Here is a 24,299-nt window from a genome sequence, read left to right on the forward strand (position 1 = left end):
GGTGCCGTACCAGCACGTGGAGGGTGGGGACGAGCGGGGTGAGGGCGGGTTTCCGCTGGGGCGGTGGCTGTCGGATCAGCGGAGGGCGATGCGGGCGGGGACGATGCTTCCCGGTCGGGCGGAGGACCTGGAGGCGCTCGGCATCGTGTGGGATCCGGCGGATGCGGCGTGGGAGGAGAACCTCGGTGCGGCGAAGGCGTACTTCGCCGCGTACGGGACTCTCGCGGCGCCGGTGACGGCCATGATGATGGACCGGCCGGTGGGGCAGTGGCTGGCCAACGCCCGGAAGAAGAACGGGCTCGGGAAGGACCAGGCGCGGGCGCGGCGGCGTGCGGCGGCGCTGGCCGCGATCGACCCGGACTGGAACCCGGACTGGCCCATCGACTGGCAGCGCCACTACGCCGCCCTGAAGGGCCTTGTCGCTCCCGGGAGCGTGCTCGGACATGTGCAGCCCGGAGCGATGGTGAACGGGCTCGACGTCGGCGCGTGGCTGGCCGCCCAGCAGGATGGGTGGGAGCGGCTGGCCGCGGCGCAGCGCGAGCGCCTGGTCCAGCTCGGCGTCCGGCCGCCCGAGAAACCGGCCACCGAGGCCGTCGAGGGGAAGGCACGGCCGCGGCGGGCGACGGGCGGTGCGCGGGCCGGGGCGTTCGAGCGGGGTATCGCCGCGCTCGCCCAGTACGCGGCCCGGGAGAGGACGGTGGTAGTCGCGCGGTCCTGGAGTGAGGAAATGCCCGACGGGACGTCCGTGCGGCTCGGAGTATGGCTGTCGAACGTGAAAAGCCGCCGGGCCACACTCACCGGCGAGCAGCTCCAGCGGCTGGCCGGGTTGGGGCTGGAATGGGCAGCGGCCGGGCGGCCGTCCTGAAGCGGGCTTGACGCTGGTGTCTCTTCTGACGGCGGGTCAGGCCGTGCATCGTTCTGGTGTGCGGGTGGGATCCCGGGTGAGGCCCGGCTGCCGGGGGCGTTCCAGAATTCTGGAACGCCCCGGTGGTTCTACCGTCCGCGCCCTTGGCGTGGTGCGGGGGCGGTCTGGCGGTGGTGTGCGGGCGCGGCAGGTTCGGCGGGGGCGGGCGCTGCGTGTGCGCGGTGGTGTCCGGGCGGGTCGTGGTGGAGCGGGCTGCGGGGGCGGAGACGCGGGGCCCGGTGGGCAGGGGCGTGTCCAGCGGTGTGGTGAGGGCGTAGTGGGCGGCGAGCGGCAGACGCGTGGCGGGGTCGGCGGGCGGGCCGGTGTGCCAGGCGGCGGTGTCGGGGGTGAGGCGGGCGAGGTGTGTGGTGAGGGGCTCGCCCGCCTCGGCCATGGTGTGCATGCGGTGGGCGAGCAGCGGCCCGGGGTGGGAGCTCACCAGGAGCGCGGCGTCCCGCGCGGGCAGGGCTTCGTTGACCCTGCTGACCAAGAGGCGGTGAGCGCCGGGCTGATACCGAGCTGGTCCAGGGCGCGGGCACGGTCGGCGAGGTCGAGGTCGCCGGGGGGGGCGTCAGGCCCTCGGTCAGCGGTCCCCAGTGGCGTTTCGCGTCGGTGCTCACCGGCGGGGCGGCCCGCGGGTCGGGCTTCGCATCCGGAGCGGGTCGAACGGTGGCCGCGGGCGCCGAAGCTGGGGCCGTCGCGGCCTCGGGTGCGGTCCGTACGGCGTGGGGCGCCGGGGCCGGGGAGTCCGGGGGCCGTACGGCGGCTGCGGTAGAGGCGGCCGGTTGGATCTGCCCAGTGAGCACGGGTTCCGATTCCTCCCCGGAATTTACCGGAGTCTGCCGGACACGCTGCGCCGGATCCCGGTCGACGGCAGCACGGAAGGGCGGGTGGCGCCGACCGACCGCGGCGAGCGCGGCGTCTAGGTTACGGACGATCTGTGCCGCCTGGGCTCCGTGGTCACCGGGCCCCACGGGCCGTCCTCGCTCATCCCAGGAGACCTGTCCGGAGAGATGCACGAGCCGTCTTCCGTCGACGGTGACGATCTAGGAGATCTGGTTGGACGGGTTGTGCAGGGACGGTGGACGGACGCGGGTCACCGACATGATCAGCTCCTTGAGGAGGGCGTACCCGCCCAGGCGGTCAGCGCCTGGACCCGCTCGTCGCGGCGCCTGGCGTGGTCGGCGGTACGGGTGGCCCATGCGACGTGGCCGTCGGGGCGTACGAGAACCTCGGTCACCCCGTCGAGGTCGGCGTGCTCGTCGTACCTGTCGACGGATACGGCCATGACCCGGGAGGCCTGGTCCGTGGCGACGGCCTCCTGCGGGGAGGGGTCCTCCGCCAGAGCGAGCAGAACGAAGCGGCCGCGGGTAAGGAGTTCGTACACCCGTGTCGCCGCCGAACCGGCGGCGGCCAGTCCCACATCGGGCATACGCCGCCCCACCAGCGGGTCGGCGCCCGGGTCCGCCGGGGGGTAGTGGGTGCCGAGCGCGGAGACCTGATCGGCGAGTCGGCGGTTGACCTCCGCGATGCCCAGCAGCTGGTCGAGGAGCGACCGCAGGGCCGCGGCCGGGCGCTGGTACCCCGAGATCAGCGTCAGCTCCGCCAGCAGCGTCTGGACCTCGGTGTTCTCTGTCACCGACCGGCCGACCGGCCGGCGCTCCGCGTCGTAACTGTCCAGCAGCCCGGGTGGGGCCCACCCGTGCACCGCGGCGGCCAGTTTCCACCCCAAATTCATGGCGTCCTGGAGCCCGGTGTTGAGCCCCTGGCCTGCTGCGGGGAAGTGAATGTGGGCGGCGTCGCCCGCCAGCAGGATCCGTCCCGAGCGGTAACTCTCCGCGAGCCGCGTGGCATTGCCGAAACGCGACAGCCAGTCGGGCTCGGCGACCCCGCAGTCGGAGCCGGTGATCCGGGTGAGCGACGTACGGAACTCCTCCAGGGCCACGGGCTCTCGGGATGGAACCCGCATCCGCTCCGAATCCAGGAGGACGAACCGGGTGAGCCCGCCCTCCAGTGGCGCGACGATCACGCCACGGGCCCGTGCCGCGTCGAGGGCTCCGGGCTGCGGGTCGACGACCGCGAAGTCCCCGAGTATCCCGGTCAGGGTCTCGTCGCTGCCGGGGAAGCCGATCCCCGCGGTCCGCCGTACCAGGCTGCGCCCGCCGTCGCACCCGACCACGTACAGGGCACGTACGGTCTCGGTGCCACCGCCGGGGACGCGGGTCTCCACCTCGGCCCCGTCGCCGTCCTGGCTCACGCCGAGGATCTCGTGTCCCCGGCTGATCTCCACCCCCAGCTCCTGTGCCCGCTCCTCAAGGATGGCCTCGGTGCGCGCCTGGGCCAGGAAGAGGGTGTAGCCGTGCCGGGAGTCGAGGGGCCGGAAGTCCAGCTGGGTGGGCAACCCCGCGAAGTGCCAGCCCGGCACGGTCCGCCCGAGCGGGAGGAAGCGGTCGAGCAGCCCGCGCTGGTCCATCAGTTCCACGCTGCGCGGGTGCAGGCTCAGCGCCCGCGAATGGCGCTGCGGTTCGGTGCGGCGCTCCAGGACCCGGGTCCGTATGCCCGCAAGTGCCAGCTCGCAGGCGAGCATCAGCCCGGTCGGGCCGGCGCCTACGACGATCACGTCAGTTTTCATCGGAGATGGCCTCCTCTATTTAATGAACGATGTTCACGTGAACGGTGTTCAATATAGTGGGGTCCATGAGCGCACAGTCAAGCCCGGCCAGGGGTCGGCCTGCCCGCCTCAACCAGGCCCGCACCGTCCGGACCGCCCTCGACCTGCTGAACGAGTCCGGGCTCGACGCGCTGACCATGCGCAGGCTCGCCGATGCGATGGGTGTCCAGGCTGGTGCGCTGTACCGCTACTTCGCGACCAAGCAGGATCTGCTCACCGCCATGGCCGAGCACATGCTCGGCGGCGTCGCCGGCGCCACCGGCCCGGCCGGGGACGGCGACTGGAGCGAGGCAGTGGCGCGTCTGGCTCGCGCACTGCGCACGGCCCTGCTCTCCCATCGCGACGGCGCCCGCGTCTACGCCGGTACGCACTCGACCGGCCCTCACACCCTCGGCTTCGCCGACGGCCTCATCGGGGTGCTGCGTGCGGCGGGCTTCAGCGATGGTGAGGCGGCGCGGGCGCTCTACGCGGTGTCCCACTTCACTGTCGGCCACACCCTGGAGGAGCAGGCCGCCCTCCGGACGGAGGACGGGGGGCCCGCCAGCGCGGGGGCCCTGCACGAGGCGGTGGGGGAGACGGGGACTTATCCGCACCTCGCCGCCACCTTGCCGGTGCTCACCAGTACGGACTTCACGGCACACTTCGAGTTCGGGCTGGGCCTGCTCCTGGACGGACTGCGTGCCGTCCGGCGGTGAGCACAGTGGCGGTTCTCCCCGCCACGGTCCCCGCAGGCGCGTTCGTGCTGGGAGAAGGAGACCACGGCGGTGACGCGCGCCGAGCGCGATCGGGCGGGCGGCGTGCCGGCCGAGCCCGCTGCCGAGGTCGATATGCGTCGGCAACACTGTCTTGAGGTGCGGAGTGTTGCGGGGCTGGGGGAAGCTCGGCGGGAAGTCGGTAATCCTGTGGTTGCGCGGAGCGGGCGCGCGACGTCGGAGTGCGCGTACGGTCATCGGCTCAGGGAGGAGCTCTGCCGGACGGCGGAGGGGCGGGCGCCAAAGGCCCAGCTCGCGAGGACGATGGTCCGCCGCGCGGTCGACGACAAGATCCCGTTCCGCTGGGTGACCGCGGACGCGGGCTACGGCTACAGCAAGGGCTGGCGCTACGAGCTGGAGCAGGCCGACATCTTCCATGTCGTGGCAACGACCCGGCACGACACCGTCGTCACCCGGCAGGCCCTGGACCACCCGCTCCATGAACTGGTCGCCGGTCTGCCCCGGCAGAAGTGGAAACGCCGCTCGTGCGGCGAGGGCGCCCACGGCCCGCGGATCTACGACTGGGCCCGCGTCGAGGTGCCCCTGGCACCGTCCTGACCGCAAGCAGCTGATCGCCGTCGCCGGTGCCTGCTGGGCGATCAAGGAGTGTTTCCGGACCGCAAGGAGGGGCGCTCGGGAACGGCCCAGCACTCACTCAACGAGGCAACCGCCCCTGCCTTCAAGGGCGGGTATCCCTTTTGTGCACAAGGGGGTATCTATGGCGCAGCTCGGGGTAGGCGGCTCGCATGCAGGGACATCACGCGCGTCCTACGAGCACTCTGTTCGGCCCGGCCTCTCAAGCTCAGGTGGCAGCCACCGGCCATAACGGCCCCCGGCACTCCCGCCGCAGGCGGCCCATGGGCCGCCTGCGGCGTCGGCTACTGGTCTACCGATCAATCGAATTTCTCCCCTCCCGAGTCCCCGGCGGCACCCGTCCGGATGAGCAGTGCCTGCTCCTGGTCCATATCCGCAAGGTCGTCGGTCAGGTCCGCTACCAGCTTTGTGATCATTGCGATCAAGGTGTCATCACCGCTGTAACCCTGGAGGAGCGCTTCCGCAGCACCGGCCTGGGAACCCGGGCCCTGTCCCATCTGCGCTCCCGTCACCCGAGCGTGAGATGGCGCAGCACCCTGAACCTGCGAGCGACCCGTGATCTCCTGCGCCGCATGTCCATCCCTGCAACCGCCGGGGCCGGCTGCCCGCACACCGGAGGGCCGGGCCCTCGATCCGAGATGCCGTAGAAGGCCTCATTCCGATATGCGGTGAGGGCACGGCGGCGACTGCGGTCACTCATCGGGCGCGGGTTTCGTCTCGAGCTATCGCTCGATATCGCCTGAGCATAGCGTCGGTCCGACCAGCCCGGCCGGGAAGCATCGTCGACAGCCTGGACGCCACGCGTCAAGCACTGATCAACCGGCCGGGAGGACTCTGCCGGACCGCGGAGACGTCAAGGACGCCCTGACGTCTGGCCACTGCGGGTGGAAGCCGGAGGCGCAGCAGCTGCCCAATGCCTCCACGGCCCGGACAACCGGTTGGGGAGGGGGTGGCGGCGGGGAATCGGGGTACCTGAGGAGCGGCTCTGATCCAGAGCGGATTGTGCGCTGATACAGGAGGGCGGGTCGGTGACGCTGATGGCTCACCCTGCGGTGCTGCGGGATCTGGTTGACGAGTACGCCCTGGCCGCCGCCAGGCACCAGTTGCCCGGCACCCGCCCCTTGGACGACTCGGTGCTGAGCAGCGGCTGATCCGCTAGCCTTCCCACCGGCCCGACCCAGCAGAAACGGAAACCCCCACATGGAAGCCACCAACACCGGCACCGCGCCGATCTACGATCTGCTGATAACCGAACGCGGCGACGTCATCGCCGATGCGGCACACGCTGCGGAGCAGACCCGGCTCAAGGCGGCCGACACCCTCGACTTCCGCCTCGCGGACAACGGCAAGGACCACGCCGCCTAAGACCGTGTCCTATGCGGTGAGGCGAGCGAGTCGTTTGTAGCAGCAGAGCGCTGCGGCGAGGCCGAGAAGGGCCAGGTAGTTGCGGGGATGGCGTTCGTAGCGGTGGTTGAGTCTGCGGGAGCCGGTCAGCCAGGACATGGTCCGCTCGATGACCCATCTGCGGCGTCCTAAGCGTTCGCTGGACTCGACTCCCTTGCGGGCGATGCGCACGCCGACATGCTTGCCCCATAACCATTTCCGCAGGTGAGGGACGTCGTAGGCTTTGTCCGCGTGGAGACGCCGGGGCTTGAAGTACCGGCCGCGGTGGGGGTCGTGTCTCGTTGGTGACCGGTGATCATGGGCTTCAGCGCGAGGCTGTCGTGGGTGTTGGCCGCGGAGAGGCCGACGAGTCCGGATCCGAGCGCAGCCATCCCTGCAACGACCGCAGCTCCCGCGCACCCGACTCCAAACGCACCTCTAACCGCATCCAGATCTCCTCGCTACGGCACAGCCGGCCCCGTTGACGACTGCCGATGACTATCGTCCCCCACCAGCCCAGCGCTTGAGGCGAACCCGGCAACATCCCGGAAACGGCGAGCGCGGGGCTGCGGTCCGATGAGCGCCGGGTCTCCGCCCAGCGCACGAACCGGTCCGAGATCATCAGCGACAACACCCTGATCCGGATCGCGATCGATCTCCTCCTGGTCCGGGCGAGCGCCTCACTGGAGACACCGAGACCGAGTTCACGCACTCCGTCCTCCGGTCGGCGGCCAGTGAGGTGGGGAGGTGGGGAAGTGGGGAGGTCGAGGTAGGTCTCGAGGTAGCCCTGGTCGATGACTTCCTGGGCGGCCTTGCTGTGAGTGGAGGCGGTTGGGGCGCGCGCCACCGAGCTGGAAGTTTCGCCAGCCGTCCCCGCACCGCGCATGACAGACCGCGCACTGTGGGGGCGGCATGAGCGACTTCGAGCAGTGGATGACCGCCATCGCCCTCTCGGCCCCGGCGAGGCCTCCTCGGCCGGCTACGGGGGACGAGGACACCGACGGCCTGGACGGTGTCGGCGTACATGTGACGCGCTCAGCCGCGTACGGATGAACATGCAGAGCACGAGACTGAAGTCGCCTGTCCGGGCTCAATCCTGGCCCAGCTCCTCGCCTGGCGGGATGAAGGCGTCGGCACTGTCGGCATCGTCAACATGCCCGCGAGCGTCCATCGTGATGGCCGTTGCCCGGCCCTGCGAGGCGGCCAGCGTCGCTCCGTCCTCTGCGGGTTGGCCGGCAGGCCCCGGGCGGTGGTCCGGGTCTGGCTCGGCGGCGCCTCGGCGTGCGCGGCGAGGGCGCGGATCTCGGGCGGGGGTACGGGGACCGGACCGGGTGGACCGGGAGCAGCGCAAGTCCAACAAGACCGGCCGCCTGCCCGCCGTGCGCGTCGACGCGCTGGAACGCCTGGGCATGGTGTGGAGCCACCCCGACCACGTGTTCAACGCCGGGCTGTCGATGGCCCGCGCCTACTACGCCGTCCATGGCCACCGGGCACGACGCCTTCGTGGACGGTTACCCGGTCGGGACGTGGCTGGCCAACCGGCGCCGGGAGGCACGCCTTGCCGTCGGCAGCCAGGGCGCGTTGTCCGACGCGCGCAAGGCGGCGCTGGCCGACGTGGACCCGTTCTGGTGCCCCGCGTGGCCGCTTGTGTGGCAGCGCCGCTGCATCCTCCTCAAGCGGTACCTCGCCGCGGGAGGACCGGTGGAGACCGAGCCGGGTCACATGATCGCTGGGGAAGACGTCGTCGCCTGGCTGGCCCACCAGCTCAGTCACTGGGACACCTTCCACGAGGAACAGCGCCGGCTACTGGCCGAGCTCGGCGTGACGCTCAGCGGTGGCGGCATCCAGAGCGCGCCGCGTCTCACCCAGGACCACAAGTTCATGCGGAACCTCGCCGCCGCGGCCGCCTACGCACAGCGCGAAGGACACCTGAACGTCCCCCGCCAGCACATAGAGATCACCGATGGTGCCGAGATCAAGCTCGGGATATGGATCTCCAACCAGCGTTCCCGCCGAGCGAGACTGCACCCCCAGCGCATCGAGGCCCTCGACCAGCTCGGCATGCGCTGGAACTGAAGCCGGCGGCGGGGCCCGCCGCAGCCTCCGCCCCGCGCACACGACCTCCCGTCCACGCGGTTCACGCGGGCCCGCGCGGCCTGGTCATGGTGCGCCGGCCGGGTCGAGCACCTCGCCCGGCTCGCTGAAGCCCCAGGCCCCCGCCGTCTCACCGGGACGGTGCTCCGGTGAGACGACGGCCGGGCCGCCCTCCGTCTGCGGGGTGAACCGCAGACCGCCGGTGGCCCAGGTCGTGCGGCCGGTCCGGTCGGCGACCGCGCGAGGCAGATCCAGGCCCCGTGCACCCGCCTCCGGGACCAGCAGGACACGGAGGTGCCGTCCGGCAGACCGGCCAGCAACGGGTCCAGGGCGAGCAGTTCGGCGAACACCTCCGTGGTCACGCGGTGCGGGGTGCCGTCACCGTCCAGCACCACGACGTGGTCGTGGCCGCCTTCGGCCGCCAGGACGACGTACGGCGCCGGGTCGGCCTCACCGAGCGGGGGCACCCCGTACGGCTGCTGGGCCACCCCGACCGCCTGTGACGTGTCCAGTTCCCTGATCCTGCCGCCCGTCCAGTTCCTGCCCCGGCTGCCACCGGTCCGGGGCAGTGTGCGGGCGACACAGAACACCCCGTCGAGCACGAGTCGGAACGCGGCGAGGCCGGCGAGGCTCCGGGCCCCTTCCATGTTCTCGTCGAGTGCCACCCGGAACAGCTCGCCTCGCTGCACCTTGGTCACGGCCTCCCGCTCACTCAGACCGAGGACGTACCGGGTGACCGCGTCCAGGTCGAACGGGCCCTCACGCAGAGGCGATCCGGTCACGGCCCGGCGCAGCGCGCCCAGCCGCACCAGGGTCTCGCGCAGTGCCGGACAGAGCGGGGCCTCGCCGATCCCGGGACCGTAGAGGTCCTCCAGGATCCCGGTGGTGGTCCGGCTCGGCGGACCGGCTGTCCTCGTCGCCGTCCTCCCAGTCCATGATCATGTCGAGGGAGTCGGCGCTGCTCCCGGGGACGAGGGTTCCGGCGAGTCGAGCAGCAGCCGCATGGGCGCCGAGGTGTCGGGCTCTCCCCGCTGCACCCGGATGAGCCTGTGCTGCTCGGGCGTCAGCCCCAGTTCCTCCACGGGCAGTTTGTCGCGCAGGAGCGCCGCCTGTGTGGACTGCGCCAACGACAGCGTCATGCCGATCGCTTCGAGTTCCGCGACCGACACCATCCCCTTCAACGGCACCACCGGCGGTGGAACGACGGGGGCGGGGGGCTGACCGGACGGCGCCGCCGTAGCGGTCTTGACCTGTTCGGGCACGACCCGCACGCCGAGCCGTTCCGTCAAGAGCTCCGCCACCTCCCGCAGCCGGCCCGCCGCGACGTCCTGGCCGAGGCCGGGCCGGACGGATTCGCTCCTGTAGCGGCTCAACTTGTCGTTTACCGTCCACCGCTTCAGCTCCGGGCTCCACCGGACCTCGCCGGACCCCCGGCTCATCCCGGGCTCCGACCGTCCGGACTCCCCGAACCGGGCCGCGATGCCCGTGTGCCCCAGCCCGTCCAGGTCCTTCCGCAGTCCGTCCGCCGTCAGGTCAGGAGCCACGCTCCGCATGCCAGCGAGCAGCGCGTCGAACTGCTCCGGCGTGATGATCCCGCTCGGCTGCTCGCTGCCCAGCAGGATCTGTCCGTCCTCGGTCACCGTGTAGATCCACACGGTGTCCGGGTTCGCCGTGACCAGCAGATCGGGATCGACATCGTCCAGGGGGATCCACAGCGGATTCACCCGTACGTCGCCCTCACCGTCACGCTCCTCGGGCTTGACGCGCTTGGGGGCCACGCTGTCGCCGTAGACGGGCAGGTCATGCGCTTCGGCGCTGCTCCCGTTGTAGTGGTCCACGCCGTTGTAGTGCACCTCGATCACACGGGATGCGCCGCTGGGGCCGGCCCGGCGGGTGTCGGCCAGACGACCGTCCCAGGCCACCTCGACCCGGGCCCCGAAGGTGTGGGCGAGCAGGGGCAGGAAGATCTCGCCCACGTCGGTGATGTAATCCTCCTCCCAGCGGGCGACAGCGCGCATGACCGTACGCATCTCCGCGTCGTCCAGTGGAGCCGCGCTCGTCGGGTACAGAACGGCCAACTCCGCGCGCAGTCCCGCCTCCGAGCGGTCGATCAGCATGTCCGCGTCCACACCGTGGTGTGCGAGCAGCGAGACGAGCCCCGCCCGGTGCAGTCCCGCGATCCGGGCCCCGAACTCCGCCGTCGTCGACAGGCGCAACTGCCCGATGACGGATCGGGGCAGACGGCCTCCGCTCCCGGTCACATGGGCCTCGACGGCCTTGCGCATCGCGCTCACGACGGCGGTCTCCGGGCCGCCCGGGTAGTGCCCGGTGGTGGACTGGACGACCGCTCTGCCGCTGAGCCCCCCGCGTACGGCGTCGGCGTCGCCGAGCCAGGCGTACGCGGCGGGGTCGGACTCCGCCAGAGCGGGCAGCCGGCTGCGTACGTATCCGGGGTCGCTCGCGATGAATGAGTGGAAGAGACACTCCCCGGTGACCGGAACCCGAACGGGCCGCCCCCTGGCCGCACCGTCCGGAGGCAGGGCAGACGAGGGCTGCACCGGCTTCGGCTCCGGCTGAGTCCTGGCCTCCGTCTTGTCCTGGACCTTCGGCTCCGGCTGAGTGCTGGCCTCCGTCTTGCCCTGGACCTTCGGCTCCGGCTTCGCGTCCGTCACCGCCCCCTCCCGTACCGCCAGTCGGTAATGGCGGTCCGCCAGGCTGAGCACCACGTGCGGCCGCGGGCCGCCGGGCGGCAGGCCCAGGGTCCCCGCCAGGTGGCCCGTGGGATCGGACGGTCCCGGGCCGAAGTCCTGGAAGCGCCCCGCCTCGTCCACGACGGTGATGTCCACCCCGAACGTCCGGGCGGCCAGCACCGGCAGCAGGTCGGCCGCCCCGTGGTTCCAGCCCGCCTCGCCCTCCGTGTTCCCCGGGCGCATCAGCTGGGCGACGGCCAGCGCGGCCCGGGCCGCCGGGTCCGGGGTCACGGAGTGCGGCATCAGTCCGCCCAGCCCGTCGAACTCGCGGCCTCCAGGAGTGTCCGCCGCCAGCGGCCCGGCCCCCCGCAACCCCGCCCCGGTGACTTCGGCGTCGCTGAAGGCATCCATGGCATCGGGGGCGACGGCTTCGAGCAGGTCCGCGTCCGAGGGGTCCATGAGCCTGGCGGTGAGCATCCGCAGCACCGCGTCGGCCGCCGCACGCCGGTCGCCGAGGTCCACCCCCTGATCGGTGAGCAGGCCGGGCGCGCTCCTGCTCAGCCCCTCCACCAGCGCGTGCAGGAAGGCGTCCCCGTCCTCCGGCACCTCGTGCAGGGCGTACGTGACCTCGTCGGGCGAGGTCAGCCGGGCGTCCGGACCGGTGCCGGTCCTCGTGTACGCCGGGAGCGCGGGCGGCACCGGGGGCGCCGGCACCGCGGGCTTCAGGTATGTGACGGCCGGGGGCTCGGTCCTGCCCTCCAGGCGCTTCCGGCCCTCGACGGTGGCCGCTTCCTGGTGCCACCGGGTGAGCTGGTCCGTCCCCGCCCTCACCCGGTGGTACTCGGCCGCGGCGTCCTCCGCCGTCGTCCTCAGTGTGGCGAGCAGCGTGCGCCGGTTACCGAAGGCGGTGACGGCGGCGTCGTGCCGCCGGGTGGCCGCCCCGACCCGGCGGTCCGCGGTGGCAAGCGCCCTTTCGGCCGTGTTCACCCGCCGGTCGGCCGCCGCCTTACGCTCCCGCAGGGCGGCGATGTGGACCTCGGCGGGCGAAAGCCGTTCCCGGGAGGTCCGTTCGGCGGCCGCCAGGGCCGCACGCGCCTCCGCCATCTCCTCGCGTGCCAGCTCCGCCCAACCTTCGTGGGCGGCCTCACCGGTGTCCGAGGCCTCGGCGGCTTCGAGGGCTTCGCGGGCCTCGCGTATCGACTGCTGACCGGCGCGCCGTATCCGGTCCGTGCATTCCTCCGCGGCCTCCACGGCGTTGTGGGCCGCCTCGGCCACGTCGTACGACTGGGCCAGCCTTCGGCGGGCCGCCCCGGCGGCGGTCTCCGCGTCGTCGAGCGCGATCCGCGCCGCGTCCCGCTCCTCCCTCCGGCCGATCGCCGAACGGCGCTTCTTCCAGTACGCCTTGTCGGCGTCGACCCACGCCTTGCTCGCCTCGCCCACCGCGTCCCACGCGGCACCCACCCGGGCGGGGAAGTTCGTGTCGTCGATCAGGCCGAGTTCCCTGGCGACATCGTCCCTGACCCAGGTCAGGGCGTACGCCTCCGAGCCGACCGCCTTCGGGCCGGGCCTGACATGGCCGAAGGTGCCTCCGACGAAGCGTCCGACTCGGGTGTCCTTGATGCCCCGACGCACATCGGCGACGCTCAGCCACGAGGTGGGGACGGCGAACAGGAACACCCGGCCCGTCTTGGGTTTCGTGTTGATGGAGGTCAGCTGGTCCGCCGAGGTGGGCAGGGTGTCGCCTTCAGCGGCATACGGCCCGGTGCCCGACCCGCCCATCTGGTGCATGCCCGTCTTGTCGGAGCTGATCAGCACGCCCGCCCCGAGCGCGGAGTCCTGGACGTTCTCCCGTCCCACGGACGACGCCGCGCCGGCGCCGGTCCGCCGGAGCATCTCCATCTTCTGGCCGTCGGCGACGGTCAGCAGCCGGGCGCGGCTGAAGTCGGGCTTGGCGTACAGCTCGAGCTGAGCGCTCTCGGTGCTGACGATGTTCTTCTCGGTCAGCCCGGGGACGCCGTATCCCTGGGGCGTCACCGCACGGTGGTAGTAGGCCGTGAGCGCGGCGTTGCCGGTCGCGTCCTCCAGCGCCTGGGCCGAGCCGGTGCCCAGCCGGGTCAGCCCGGTGTCCCTGGCCCGGCGTGCGGCATCGGGTCCGTCCACGGAGAAACCCGCGTCGTACGACAGGGCCAGCGCGTAGGTGTTCGCCACCTGGATGTCCGCGAGGCCGACGATCCGGCGCACGTCGAAGCCGGTGGCGGGGAAACGGAACGGCTTGAGGGTGCCGTCACCGTGCAGGGTGTCGGGCCCCAGCACGTACGGCGGGACGCCCTGCCTCGGTGCGGCGAGCCCGGTCAGGTCCGGGGGCGGCAGCAGATCGGCGTCCGGCTCCCCGTCGGGGGCCATCAGGCTCAGGGGGACGTGCTCGCGCAGGGTCCCGGCGGGGTGCGCCACGCTGATGACCTGCTTGCCGCGGAACCGGTCGAACCCGGTGCGTACGGGCCCCCGTCGCCCCGGTGCCGGGTCGTCCGCCTCCAGCGTGATCCGGAGCGTGTAGGGCGTGGCGATCTCCGCGTACGGTTCCGTCGAGGCCGCCCGGAACACGGTCAGGGTGGATTCCGTACGGCTCTCGCCGCTGGACTTCCGGTCGGAGCCGGTCTCCGTGAACGTCGGTCCCGCCGCCACGGCCCCCGTGGGGTTCTCCGTGTGGACGGCCTCCCCGACGAGGTAGCCGAAGTCGGCACCCTTCGTGGACTCGGCACCTTCGGTGACCGTCTCGATGGCCCGCCGGTTCTCCTCCATCTCCACGCTGTGGTCCAGCATCTCGAGCGTCGGCGTACCGGGTTCGAGCTGGACCCTGATCCGGATCTGCCGCTTGCCGATCCGGACGCTGTGCCAGCCCCACGCTCCGGTGCGGGCCGGGACCGAGGAGCCGCCGCCCGTGGTCTCCTTGTCCAGGGATCGCAGGACCCGGGACGAGACCAGGGTGCGGACGCGCTCCCGGCCGGCGTCGTCCAGCCCGAGCACGGCCACCTGCTGTTCGAAGGCGACGAGCGCCGCGGTCGGGTCCAGCGCGTTGACGGCGTACGTACCGAAGTGGTCGTCCCGCAGCCACGGTTGCGGGGACCAGCTGTGGCGGGTGTAGCGCGGCACCTCGCCCATGCCGTCGTCGATCAGCCCAACGAGGTGGGCGCTCTTCTCCGGCACATGGGCCAGCCAGCCGCCGGGCACGGTCGTCATCCGTCCGGCCGCCGCGGCGATCCAGTCGGGAACGAGCGGCCTGCCCGCGGCACCGGAGCCGAGCAGGCTCGCCGTCAGGGCCAGCCAGTGCTCGGCGGCGCCCGACACGAGGACCTGGTGGCCGAAGCCCTTGCGGTTCATGTCGTGGACGAAGGAGCGGGTCACGGTCCTGCTCGACTGGTCCGCCGTCGACCAGGGGCTGGCGACCAGGCCGTAGGTGCCGAGCAGTCCGGGCCCTGCCGCGTGGGAGCGCGCGTAGACGAGCTGCCCGCCGACGAAGAAGGTGCGGGTCTTCGTCAGCTTACCCGCCGTCTGGCCGGTGCCGCCCAGCACCATTTCCGTGTCCATCGGCACCGACCCGGTCAGCGCCTGGATGCCGTCCACCGCCGTCAGATGCCGGAAGGTGGCCCAGAGCGTGGCGTACGGGCCCTTCCCCATCAGCCCTGAGGCACTCCAGCCCAGCGGCCCGGAGCTCTGGTCGAAGTTGGCCGTCAGGTACTGCGGCTGGAAGGCACGGAGTACGGCCTCGCGGGTCGGCGCACCCTCCTCGGTGAGCTGCCAAGCGCCGCCTGACCCGGCGGCCATGGCCTGCCCGAGTGCCGAGACCAGGGCCGGTGACGGCATCACGCCGATGGTCAGGAACGGATGGTTCTGCAGGTCCCGGAACATCTGCGAGCCCCGGCCGTCCGGTGTCACCGGGCCCGGGTCCCCCACCAGGTCGGAGGCGCGCACCAGGCTGCCCGGCCTGGACAGGTCGCCGAGGGCGAGTGCCCGCGCCCGGTCGGGCCGCAGGGTGCGTACCGGCTGGAGGGCGACGCTCGCGTAGGGGTTGGCAGCAGCCCGGCGGTGCGGGTCCACGGCTGGCGCGTGCGTGCCAGGGATGCTGATGAGCACCTGCCCGGTCCGGGGCCCGCCGCCCACCTGACGGCCGCCGGGGGCCGTACCGATGAGCAGGTCCTGCGGCTGCCGGAAGACGAACGGCTGGGTGCCGAGCAGCCCCAGCGTCGCTGTTCCGCGCAGCAGGCCCCGGAACCGCCAGTACCCGCCGCGGTCCACGGTGATCGAGAGGTCGTAGCGGTAGAGGTGCGACGGACCGGCACTCACCGTCATCGGCTCGTACGTGGCCGTCGCGCCGAAGCTGGTCTCCTCGTCGGCCTGCCAACCCCAGCGCACGCCGGCGCTCGGCCCGCCCGCGTTGTTCGGTGCGCCGATGTCGTCCGTCATGGGGTCACGGAAGGCGATCAGCCCCTCGACGCCCGCCTCCCCGATGCGCTTGGCGCTCTTCTGGCCGTCCACCCGCTCCACACCGACCGAGCTGTAGCGCAGCTTGAAGTCGTCCTGCACGCCCTCGAAACGGCGGTTGGTCAGCTCCCCGTGCAGCCAGATGTAGCGGTGGCCCTGTCCGATCCGGCCCGGCTCGTTGAACCGGATCCGGATGCCGGTCGTGGTCAGCGCCTCCAGGTTTCCCGCCATGCTCCGGTACGACAGGGCGCTGAGGACCTCCAGGGTGTTGGCGAGGGCCGTACGGTACTCGTCGTCGTTCTTCCACCGCGTCGTCGGCGCCGGGCGTGCGCCGGCGGACGGACCGGGCGGGCCCAGAACTGCGTTCGCCCGCTCCCGCCAGGTCCTGTGCTCCGGCGGCGCCAGCTGGTCGAGCCGTGCGACCAGCCCGGGATAGGCCGCCGCGAGAGCCGTCAGCACCTCGTCGGCGAGGGTGTCCAGGAAGGTGCGCTCCCGTCCCGTGGCTCCGGTCGGCCCGGTCTTCGTACCGTCGCTGAAGGCGAACTCCTCCACCCGGTGCATGCCCAGGGTGGGCGGCCTGTCCGGGGTCAGGTACGCGGGGGCGAACGGTTCTGGTGCTCCCGCGCGCAGCGCACGCCGCAGGCCGTCGTCCCAGCCCGCCAGCCGACGCGCCTCCGTGCGGGTCATCCGGTCCACGCTCCAGGTGTGGAACTGCTGCGGCCGGGAGCCGCTGCCGCTGCGCTGGACGTACACCGTCTTCCGGACCAGGTAGAGACCCGTCGCATCGCCCTTGACCTGGCCGGCCGTCTTGATCGCCCCGGAACCGCCGAGGCCGGCGGTGCGCGACACGGAGAAGAGGTATCGGAACGCCGCGCCGAACTGGAGCCGGAGATTGAGGGCGCCGTTCCCCAGGTCGAAGAAGTTGAAGGCCGGGCCCGCGACGCCGTCGATTCCGAAGGCCGCCGTCTTCTGGACACTCCGGTCGTTGCGTACGGCCAGGGTGTTGATGTCGCGCATCTCCGCGTCGGGCGTCTCCGTGATCAGCGTCGCCCGGCCCGGCACCACATCGACCACGAAGACGCCCAGCGGCGTACGGGTCCTGTCGTCGGCGAAGAGAGGCACGGTGGTGACCCGTCCCCTGGACAGTGCGGGGCTCTGCCGCTGGAAGCTCAACGAGGAGAAGAAGGAGTTCAGTTCACCGTAGGCGGTACTGCCCGGTGCCACGCCGATCTCCTGGGCCGCCCAGTCCCGCATCCGGGAGACGGGGCCGAACCCCTCCGTCCGGACCAGCCGGTAGGCCGACTGCCGGCCGAGCTCCATGGAGCGGGGGATGCGCCCGGGGGCGGCGGCCGCACTCATCACGCTGTCCGGCAGCCGTACGGACAGCCCGTCCCTCACCGCGAACCCGAAGACCGCGGGCTCGGGACCGGTCACGATCCTTCCGTCCGCATCGGTGACCCGCAGGTCGTAGTAGACGTGGTCCAGATACACCCGCGAGCCGTCGAGCGCGCGGGTCTCCGTCTGGCTCGTCCCCTGTTCGGTCTGTCCGTATCCCACCCGGTCGGTGAAACCGAGCCGCAGACCGAGCCGGCCGAAACCGCTGAATGCGGCCGCGCCCACGGGCCCGATGGGCCCGCCGAGCGCGATCTGGAACGCCGACTGCATGGTCTTGCTCTGCCCGGCTGTGAAGACCGAGCGGTGCATCCCGTCCACCTTCACGGGGCTGCCGTAGGTGTCGGTGAACTGTTCCCAGTCGCCGTAGTGGCGCGCGACGACCGACAGCTTCCGCGCACTGCCGTCCTGCGCCGTGTACGGGAAGACGCGCCCGTCCCCGGCCAGTGTCTTGGGCTCCTGGGTGAAGGCGTACGTGACGTCGGCCATCAGGTTCGAACCGGCCGGGCGGCCTTTCTTCGGCTGCTCGGGCCGCACCCCGTCGGACCCTGTGGACAGCAGTCGGCCGATCTCGGCCAGCGCCTCGCCGGTGCCGCGCAGGACGACGTCGCTGTGCCCGAAGGTCATGCCGCCGGAGACCAGTTCGAGGAGGACCTCCGGAGGGGCGTCCTGCACGAGCTCCTGCACGTCGTCGATGTACGCGGGCATCCGGGAGCCGTTACCGAAGTCGGTCCGGTCCCGCCGCCCGCCGAGCGGCCGGGGCAGGTCCCGGTCCAGCACGGGGGGCCGGGTGCTGGGGAGCACGGGCGCGTACGGCTCGGCACCAGGGGCACTGCTGGTGGTGGCCGGACGGCGGACGGGCGGCGGGGAGGCCACGGTCGCCGTCGCGGACACGGTTGCCGTCGCGGTCGTGCGCGCGGATGCGGATGTGGGTGTCCTGGCGGGTATGGGCGGGAGGTCCCCGATGAGTGTGCTGATCAGCTGCAGATGGCGGCCGCGCAGCCCGCCCTGGGCCAGCCCCTCGGGGGCCGGGCGCCGGTAGTCCCCCAGGAGGCTCCCCTCCCCGTCCGGGCGTTGAGGTGCGACCGCGTGCCGGGACTCGTCGCGGAGGCCGAGCATGTGCGTGATCTCGTGCGCGTAGTCGACGGGGTCGGCATCCGCCCACCAGGCGGACCGGGTCATCTGCTGGTCGCGGCCGACGAATTCGACGTTGAGCCCGTTGGGGTGCGGGTCGCTCTCGACGCGCACCACCGTCACATGCAGGAGGTCACCGTTCGGCAGCCGGTGACCCGGTGCGTTGATCGCGGTATCGACGCCGCTGAGCACCTTCGCCCAGACGCCGTCGGGCATCCGGTCCGGGCTGCCGACACCGACCTCGACGGTGAGGTCGGTGACATGGTCGCCGCCCACCCCGAAGCGGCGTACTTCGAACTTCGACCTCACCACGAACTGAGTTGTCCGACCCTGCTGTTGCGGATCCGGTGGCGTCGACACCGGGTCGACCCAGGTGTGCGAGCGCGGCACCGGTTCCACCCCGGCGCGCGCCGCCTCCCAGGCGGGCGACCCGGGGGCGGCGTCGGCGGTGGTCCCTGAGACGGGGCCGGACGCCCCTACCGCCTCGGCCCCGTCCGGGGCCAGGTCGGCATCCGGGCCGGAGAGTCCGGGCAGGCCCCCCTGCTGGGGCCCTGCCCCCGGAGCGGGCAAGGACGACGAAGAAGTCGGCAGAGCGGTCGGCGGGGAAGGGGAAAGGGGCGGGGAGGACGACGGTGAGGACATGCCGGGGAAGCTCGACGACGTAGCGGACCGGCCGTCGGACGCCTCGGCCGACGAGGTGTCCGGCGACACGGCCGGTGCTTCCGGTGCCGTTGTCGGCACCGCCGGTGCGTCGTGGGTCCCGGCCCGCCGTTGCTCGGGGCGCACCGGATCGGCGATGGGCAGGGAGGGCTCCGGCGTCGGCCCGGTGAGCGCGTCCGCGCCTGTTTCGGCGTCCGTGCCGGTGTACTCGGCCGGGGCTTCGCCGCTCAGCGGTGCCGCGTCCGGTCGCGGTGCTTCGGAGGAGGTACGCAGCCCTGTCGGGGGCGCCGGGTCGCCTTCGGGCACGGTCGTGGTCGTGTTCGTGTCACGGGGTGCCGGGGTGAGCGACTGGTCCGTACCGTCGGACAGGTACTCCTGACCGTTTCGGTCGGCCTGCTGGTCAGGCAGGCCGGTCACATCGTCGTCTGTCAGGCCTGTCGCGTCGGTCCCGTCTGTCAGGTCGGTCCGGGAGGACTGCTGTGACTGGCTTCCCGGCGTACCGGGCGATGCGTTGTGAGCTCCGGGGGCGGATGCGGGTGCTGTCGTGTTCGGGCCGGCCGAGGTGCCCAGGGGCGTCGGCGCTGTGACGGTGTCGGATTCGGCGTCGGTTGCCGGTGGGGCGCCGTTCACCTGCTGGTGTGTGCCGTGTTCCGTGCCCGGCTGGGCGCCGGTGTTCCGGGCGGGCTGTCCGTGCCCGGGCAGGTCCTGCCCGGTGGTGTCGTGAGGGACGTCCCGTGTCCCGTCCTGGCCGAACGGTGCGTCGCCCGGGTCGGTATCCACGTGCGTGGCGTCCATACCGCCCGGGGTGTTCGAGTCCGGTGCGGTGGAGGAGCCCTTCGGCGTGGTGAGCCCCTGGGGGAGGTCACTTGTCGATCGTGGCACGTTCGAAGGCGTGTCCGGCGTGAGGCCGTCGGTGAGGTCCGGTGTCGTGAGGTCGGCGTTCGAGACGGACGACGGCCCGGAGGTGCGCCCGGACGGCAGCGTGGACGGGGTGAAGGCCGACGAGGTGGACGGCGGCACGTAGGGGGCCGGTGGCCCGCTCGGGTCGCTGAAGCTGTTGCTGCCGTTTAAGCCGTTGCCGCTGTTGAAGCCGTAGCCGCCGAGGTTGTTCGTGTCGTTCGGGCTGTTGGAGTCCCGGGTGGTGAGGTCGAAGGGTCCGGACAGTACGTCGCGGCCACCGGTGGGCAGGATGTTCAGCGCGGACGGCGACGTGTACGGCGGCGGGGGCGTGTACGTGGGCGGCGGGATGCTGAGACCGCTGCCGATCCCGCTCGAGAGTTCGGTCGAGACGGTGTTCGGGAAAGGCGCTGCGGGACCCGGGGTGAACAGGTTGCTCTTCACCGTCGACGGGCCCTTGACATCCGGGCCCACATCCGGCTTCCCGGACCCCGAACCGCCTCCCAAGCGGCTGTCAGGGCCGGGCAGTTCGTTGATGTCGGTGAACCGGTCGTTGTTGAAGTAGTTGTTGTAGATCGAGAAGGCGCCCGCGCCGACGGCCAGCCCCGCGCCCATGTCGAACACGGTGCTGGTGCCGGAGCCGACGAACGTCTCCCACTTGAACTCCCACTTGTCGTAGAAGGCCCCGTTGATGATGACCTCGGCGGTGCTCTCGGCGGTGGCTCCGACCACGAAGGTGGTGACCACGACCGGCGGACCGTTCACGATCCCCTTGAACAGCAGACTGTTCGGGTCGATCTTGAACTTGCTGAAGACGTCCCCGAGGAGGTCCTTGAAGAAGTTCTTGATGGGCTTCAGGAACTTGTCGAAGATCTCCATGAAGCCGGCCGTGAGCGCGCCGAAGGCGGCGGCGACACCGACGTCCTTCCAGTCCACTCCCCCGGGCTTCCGGCCCCCGGTGTTCAGCCCGATCTGCGCCAGCCGGACCGCCAGCGTCTGGATCGCCTCCTGGATCGCCTGGCCCAGGGTCGGGGCGATGTGCGACATCCGCAGCAGGCGGTCGATGATGATAAGGATCGCGAGCTTGCTCCGGGCCCGCGCCAGGAACATCTGCGAGACCGAGGCGCCGCCGGTGAACGCGATCAGCGCCGCCAGGATCGCCAGTTCGGCGATCAGCATGATGATCTCGGCGATGATCTCCCACTTGGACGCCTGGATCTTCTGCGAGTAGTCCACCTGGCCGCTGGCCAGTTCGTCGAGCTGGAGCAGCAACTGCTGGACGGGGTCGGTGCCGCCCGGTTCGTCGGTGAGCATCCGCACACTCTCGATGTACGGCTTTGCCACCTCCGGCGGCAACGCCGCCTCCACCATCTGGATCGTCTCCCGCGAGGCCGCGCGCAGATCGATCAGGCCCTTCTGGAGGGCCAGGTAGAGCTCACGACTTTCCCACGCCAGATTCTCCCTGGCCTGCAGGGGCATCTCACCCAGCAGGATCCAGAGCATCGTCCGGACGTCCGGCGGAAAGTCGATCTCCTCCACTCAGCGTCTCACCTGCCCACCGGCGCAGTGAAGTGCCTCGTCCGTCTTCCGACCGTGAGACCGGATCCGATCGACGGCGTCGGTGCGGGTGCTCTCGACGTACTCCAGATCGGTGCGTGCCGCCGGGACCAGCGTGTGCAGTGCCCCGTACAGCCCCTGGGTGACATCGGCGCACAGGACCTCTTGTCCGCCCGGCACTTCGGACGCACCTGCCGGGCGAAGTCGTCCGCCCAGCCTGTCCACACCTTTGGTCAGCGGAGCCCGCACCGTCCGCAGCTCCGCCTCGGCACTCCGGGCGGACGCGGCCACGCGCTCTTCGCCCGGCGCCACAGAGGCCGACAGGACGGGGAGTTCGACGGAGTCCGCGCCAACGGCGGGCGTGACAGGGATCGTCACCTCTGCCGTCACAAGGGCGGCGAGAACTGCCGTCGATCCCGTTCCGGCCCATGCACGCGGACAGCAAGCTCGTCGCATGGTGCACACGCTAGGTACGTCAGATGACGCCGGGGCGACACGCACAGCACGGCGCCGCAACCACCAGTGCCTCGGTGGACATCCGCCGTTCCCCCGGGCTTCACCCAGCCCGAGCCGAGGCCCTCCCGCACCGCGCCGGGCGTCCGCGAGAACCGGGTCACTCTCTGTCAACCTGAGGTGAGAAGTCATGATCATGCGTATACGCGGTGTCGTTCTGCCTGAGCGCGAGGAGCGCACGTTCTGGGTCGACGGAGAGCGGCTGCGGACTGAGCCGCCTGCTGGGGCGGCAGCGAAGCGGGTGGAGACCGTTGTGGACGGCGGATGGCTTTTGCCGGGACTTGTCGACGTCCATACGCATCCGGGAGCGAGCGGAGAGTCCAGATGACAGGTTCAACGAGGCCATGTTGCGGCGGCACTTGTCGGCGCACCGGGATGCGGGCGTGCTGTTGGTGCGGACACCGGGGACCGCGGAGCGGATGCCTGGCTGGGTCGACACAGAACCCGATTTGCCGCGCGTCCGACCGGCGGGCCGGTGGCCGGCGACGCCGGGGCGTTTCTTCCCCGGGGCAGGGCGGGATGTTGGTGAGCACGAGTTGGCGGGGGCAGCGGTTGAGGAGGCCACGGCCTCGTCGGGCTGGTGCAAGGTCATCGGTGACTGGCGGTGGGACGAGCCCGCTGTGCCTCTGGATGTGCTGAAGGCGACCGTGGATGCGGTTCATGCTGTCGGTGGGCGGGTCGCCGTGCACTGCCAGACCGGTGAGGGCTCGCGAAACGCCGTCCTGGCCGGAGCCGACAGCCTTGAACACGGGATGCACCTCGATCCGGATCTCTTGGACCTGATGGCCGAGCAGGGCACCGCGTACATACTCACTCTCCCGGCGTTCGCCGAGAGTGCGGAGGTCTGGAGAGGCCGCGAGTCCAGCGCGAAGCGCTCGAGCTGGCTTCTCGGCTGGCAAGGCATGATCGACAATGTGCGTCTGGCACACGAAGCGGGTGTCACAGTCCTCGCCGGGACAGGCACCTTCCCGTGTGGCACGGTTGCCACGGAGTCTCAATGGCTGCTTCGGGCGGGGATGCCGGCGGAGGAAGCGCTCGGGGCTGCTTCATGGACGGCACGGGACTGGCTGGGGCTACCGGGTCTGATAGATGGAGCGCCCGCCGATCTCGTCGCGTATGACCGGGACCCAGCTGCGGAGCCAGAGGTTCTTGGACCACCAATGCGCGTGATTCTGCGGGGCCAGGTCATGCGCTGACCATGTGCGTGTTCATTGGCGGGATGACGCAGTAGGGCACACCTGCGTGGATCTGCGGCTCGTGTCGGTCTTCACTGCGGTGCGGCCCACGAATCCGCGCGCTGTTGCTCACCCAGCCCGGAGCATACGTGTTGGTCAGACCGGCGGAGGGGTCACCAGCTTCGTCGTGCCGGGGTCAACGTCCGCCGGGTGCGCGATCAGCGCCACCAGATGGGGCAGTCCTTAGAGCGCGTAACACGATCTTGTTGAAGTGTGCTGGTCGGCCGTGACCGGTGTGACGATTCGGCCGTTCGTGACGGTGTGAGTACTCGGCCGTGGATCGTGGACGACGACTTGTGGGCGCTGATCGAGACGCTCCTGCCGCCTTGGCCGGAACGGTCTCCAGGCCCTCGGCCGGTGCCGGACCGGCTCTGTCTGCAGGGCATCCTGTTCGTCCTCTACAACGACATAGCATGGCAAGTCCTGCCCCTGGAGCTGGGATTCGGCTCGGGTCAGACGTGCTGGCGCCGACTGGACCGGTGGCAGAAGGCAGGAGTCTTCGACCGGCTGCACCGGGTCCTGCTCGCCGAGCTGAACGCGGTCGGCGAACTCGACTGGTCGCGGGCATGCGTGGACGGCTCCCACATCCGGGCGAAAATGGGGGTGCCGACACCGGACCGTCGCCGGTCGACCGGCGACGGTCCGGCAGCAAGCACCACCTGATCTGCGACGGCCGCGGCACCCCACTCAAGGTCATCACCACCGCGGCGAACGTCAACGACGTCACCAGACCCTCGCCCTGGTCGACGGCATCCCGCCCGTCGCGGGCCGCCCCGGCCGGCCTCGCCGCCGACCGGACGCCTTGCTCGGCGACAAGGGCTACGACTCCAACCCGAACCGGAACTCGCTGCGCGAGCGCCGGATCCTGCCTGTCATCTCGCGCAAGGGGTCACCCAACATCAAGAGCATCGGCAAGCTCCGCTACGTCGTCGAGCAGACCTTCGCCCTGCTCCACCACTTCAAACGCCTCGCCGTCCGATGGGAACGACGCACCGAACTCCACGACGCCTTCGCCTCCCCCGCCTGCAGACTCATCTGCTACCGACGCCTCAAGAAGACCCACTCATGATCGTGTTACGAGCTCTAAAGGCGCGCGTTGTGCTCCGCACTTCGTCGGTAGACGTCATGCGCCGCCTGGGTGACGAACCCAGCGACGAAAGCGAACGGGCTGCCATAAAGCAGAAGAGGACCCACCTCGGAAATCCAGTCCCCGATGGCGAGAACAGCGACAGCGTCGAGGTAGTAGAACAGGAACAGTGCCCCTTGGCCGAGCTTCGTCATCGCCCATCCCCCTTGTGGTCACCGATCTTTCGCCCAGGGCATGCCCGGTCCGTGACGGCCCGA

General features: G+C 71.2%; 11 protein-coding genes and 3 pseudogenes. 9 read left to right on the top strand and 5 right to left on the bottom strand.

Translation table 11 applies throughout. From position 1 onward, the window contains the following. The first annotated feature begins 16 nt into the window (after positions 1-16). Positions 17-865, top strand: a complete 849-nt coding sequence (locus RNL97_RS00005) for a helicase associated domain-containing protein (RefSeq protein WP_313750261.1) — start codon at positions 17-19, stop codon at positions 863-865. Positions 866-2,012: 1,147 nt separating this feature from the next. Here RNL97_RS00005 and RNL97_RS00010 read toward each other — a convergent pair. Next, positions 2,013-3,536: a monooxygenase gene (locus RNL97_RS00010; protein ID WP_030593614.1), complete on the bottom strand. Its 1,524-nt coding sequence runs from the start codon at positions 3,534-3,536 to the stop codon at positions 2,013-2,015. 65 nt (positions 3,537-3,601) lie between these two features. Here RNL97_RS00010 and RNL97_RS00015 point away from each other — a divergent pair, with 65 nt between their 5' ends. Together RNL97_RS00015 and RNL97_RS00020 are read left to right on the top strand one after the other, a co-directional pair. After that, positions 3,602-4,270 carry a TetR/AcrR family transcriptional regulator gene (locus RNL97_RS00015; protein WP_243316544.1) on the top strand — a complete coding sequence of 223 codons (669 nt, stop codon included), beginning with the start codon at positions 3,602-3,604 and terminating at the stop codon, positions 4,268-4,270. 312 nt (positions 4,271-4,582) lie between these two features. Further along, positions 4,583-4,886, top strand: a pseudogene (locus tag RNL97_RS00020) (transposase); the annotation flags it as partial. Between the two features lie 334 nt (positions 4,887-5,220). Here the strand turns inward: RNL97_RS00020 and RNL97_RS00025 are convergent. Continuing rightward, on the bottom strand, positions 5,221-5,418 hold the full coding sequence (locus RNL97_RS00025; protein ID WP_030593608.1) for a hypothetical protein: 198 nt from the start codon (positions 5,416-5,418) through the stop codon (positions 5,221-5,223). A 531-nt stretch (positions 5,419-5,949) separates the two neighbouring features. Here RNL97_RS00025 and RNL97_RS00030 point away from each other — a divergent pair. Continuing rightward, the gene (locus RNL97_RS00030; protein WP_313750263.1) at positions 5,950-6,072 is read left to right on the top strand and encodes a hypothetical protein; all 123 of its coding nucleotides are present in this window, start codon (positions 5,950-5,952) and stop codon (positions 6,070-6,072) included. Between the two features lie 49 nt (positions 6,073-6,121). Beyond that, the gene (locus RNL97_RS00035; RefSeq protein WP_199814272.1) at positions 6,122-6,286 is read left to right on the top strand and encodes a hypothetical protein; all 165 of its coding nucleotides are present in this window, start codon (positions 6,122-6,124) and stop codon (positions 6,284-6,286) included. A 9-nt stretch (positions 6,287-6,295) separates the two neighbouring features. On the opposite strand, the pseudogene RNL97_RS00040 reads toward RNL97_RS00035, so the two are convergent. Beyond that, a pseudogene (locus RNL97_RS00040) lies at positions 6,296-6,675 on the bottom strand (transposase); the annotation flags it as partial. A 1,108-nt stretch (positions 6,676-7,783) separates the two neighbouring features. Here RNL97_RS00040 and RNL97_RS00045 point away from each other — a divergent pair. Both RNL97_RS00045 and RNL97_RS00050 read left to right on the top strand, forming a co-directional pair. Then, positions 7,784-8,380 carry a helicase associated domain-containing protein gene (locus RNL97_RS00045; RefSeq protein WP_313750230.1) on the top strand — a complete coding sequence of 199 codons (597 nt, stop codon included), beginning with the start codon at positions 7,784-7,786 and terminating at the stop codon, positions 8,378-8,380. Between the two features lie 278 nt (positions 8,381-8,658). Then, the gene (locus RNL97_RS00050; RefSeq protein WP_243316547.1) at positions 8,659-8,901 is read left to right on the top strand and encodes a hypothetical protein; all 243 of its coding nucleotides are present in this window, start codon (positions 8,659-8,661) and stop codon (positions 8,899-8,901) included. A gap of 435 nt (positions 8,902-9,336) precedes the next feature. On the opposite strand, the gene RNL97_RS00055 is transcribed toward RNL97_RS00050, so the two are convergent. Continuing rightward, positions 9,337-21,189 carry a hypothetical protein gene (locus RNL97_RS00055; protein ID WP_313750231.1) on the bottom strand — a complete coding sequence of 3,951 codons (11,853 nt, stop codon included), beginning with the start codon at positions 21,187-21,189 and terminating at the stop codon, positions 9,337-9,339. Positions 21,190-22,340: 1,151 nt separating this feature from the next. Here RNL97_RS00055 and RNL97_RS00060 point away from each other — a divergent pair. After that, positions 22,341-22,916 carry an amidohydrolase family protein gene (locus RNL97_RS00060; protein WP_243316551.1) on the top strand — a complete coding sequence of 192 codons (576 nt, stop codon included), beginning with the start codon at positions 22,341-22,343 and terminating at the stop codon, positions 22,914-22,916. 300 nt (positions 22,917-23,216) lie between these two features. Continuing rightward, positions 23,217-24,024: pseudogene (locus RNL97_RS00065) on the top strand (IS5 family transposase). A gap of 14 nt (positions 24,025-24,038) precedes the next feature. On the opposite strand, the gene RNL97_RS00070 reads toward RNL97_RS00065, so the two are convergent. Continuing rightward, positions 24,039-24,236 carry a hypothetical protein gene (locus RNL97_RS00070; protein WP_030593209.1) on the bottom strand — a complete coding sequence of 66 codons (198 nt, stop codon included), beginning with the start codon at positions 24,234-24,236 and terminating at the stop codon, positions 24,039-24,041. Between the last annotated feature and the right edge of the window lie 63 nt (positions 24,237-24,299).

Source organism: Streptomyces parvus (assembly GCF_032121415.1).
In the GTDB taxonomy this organism is placed as follows: domain Bacteria; phylum Actinomycetota; class Actinomycetes; order Streptomycetales; family Streptomycetaceae; genus Streptomyces; species Streptomyces globisporus_A.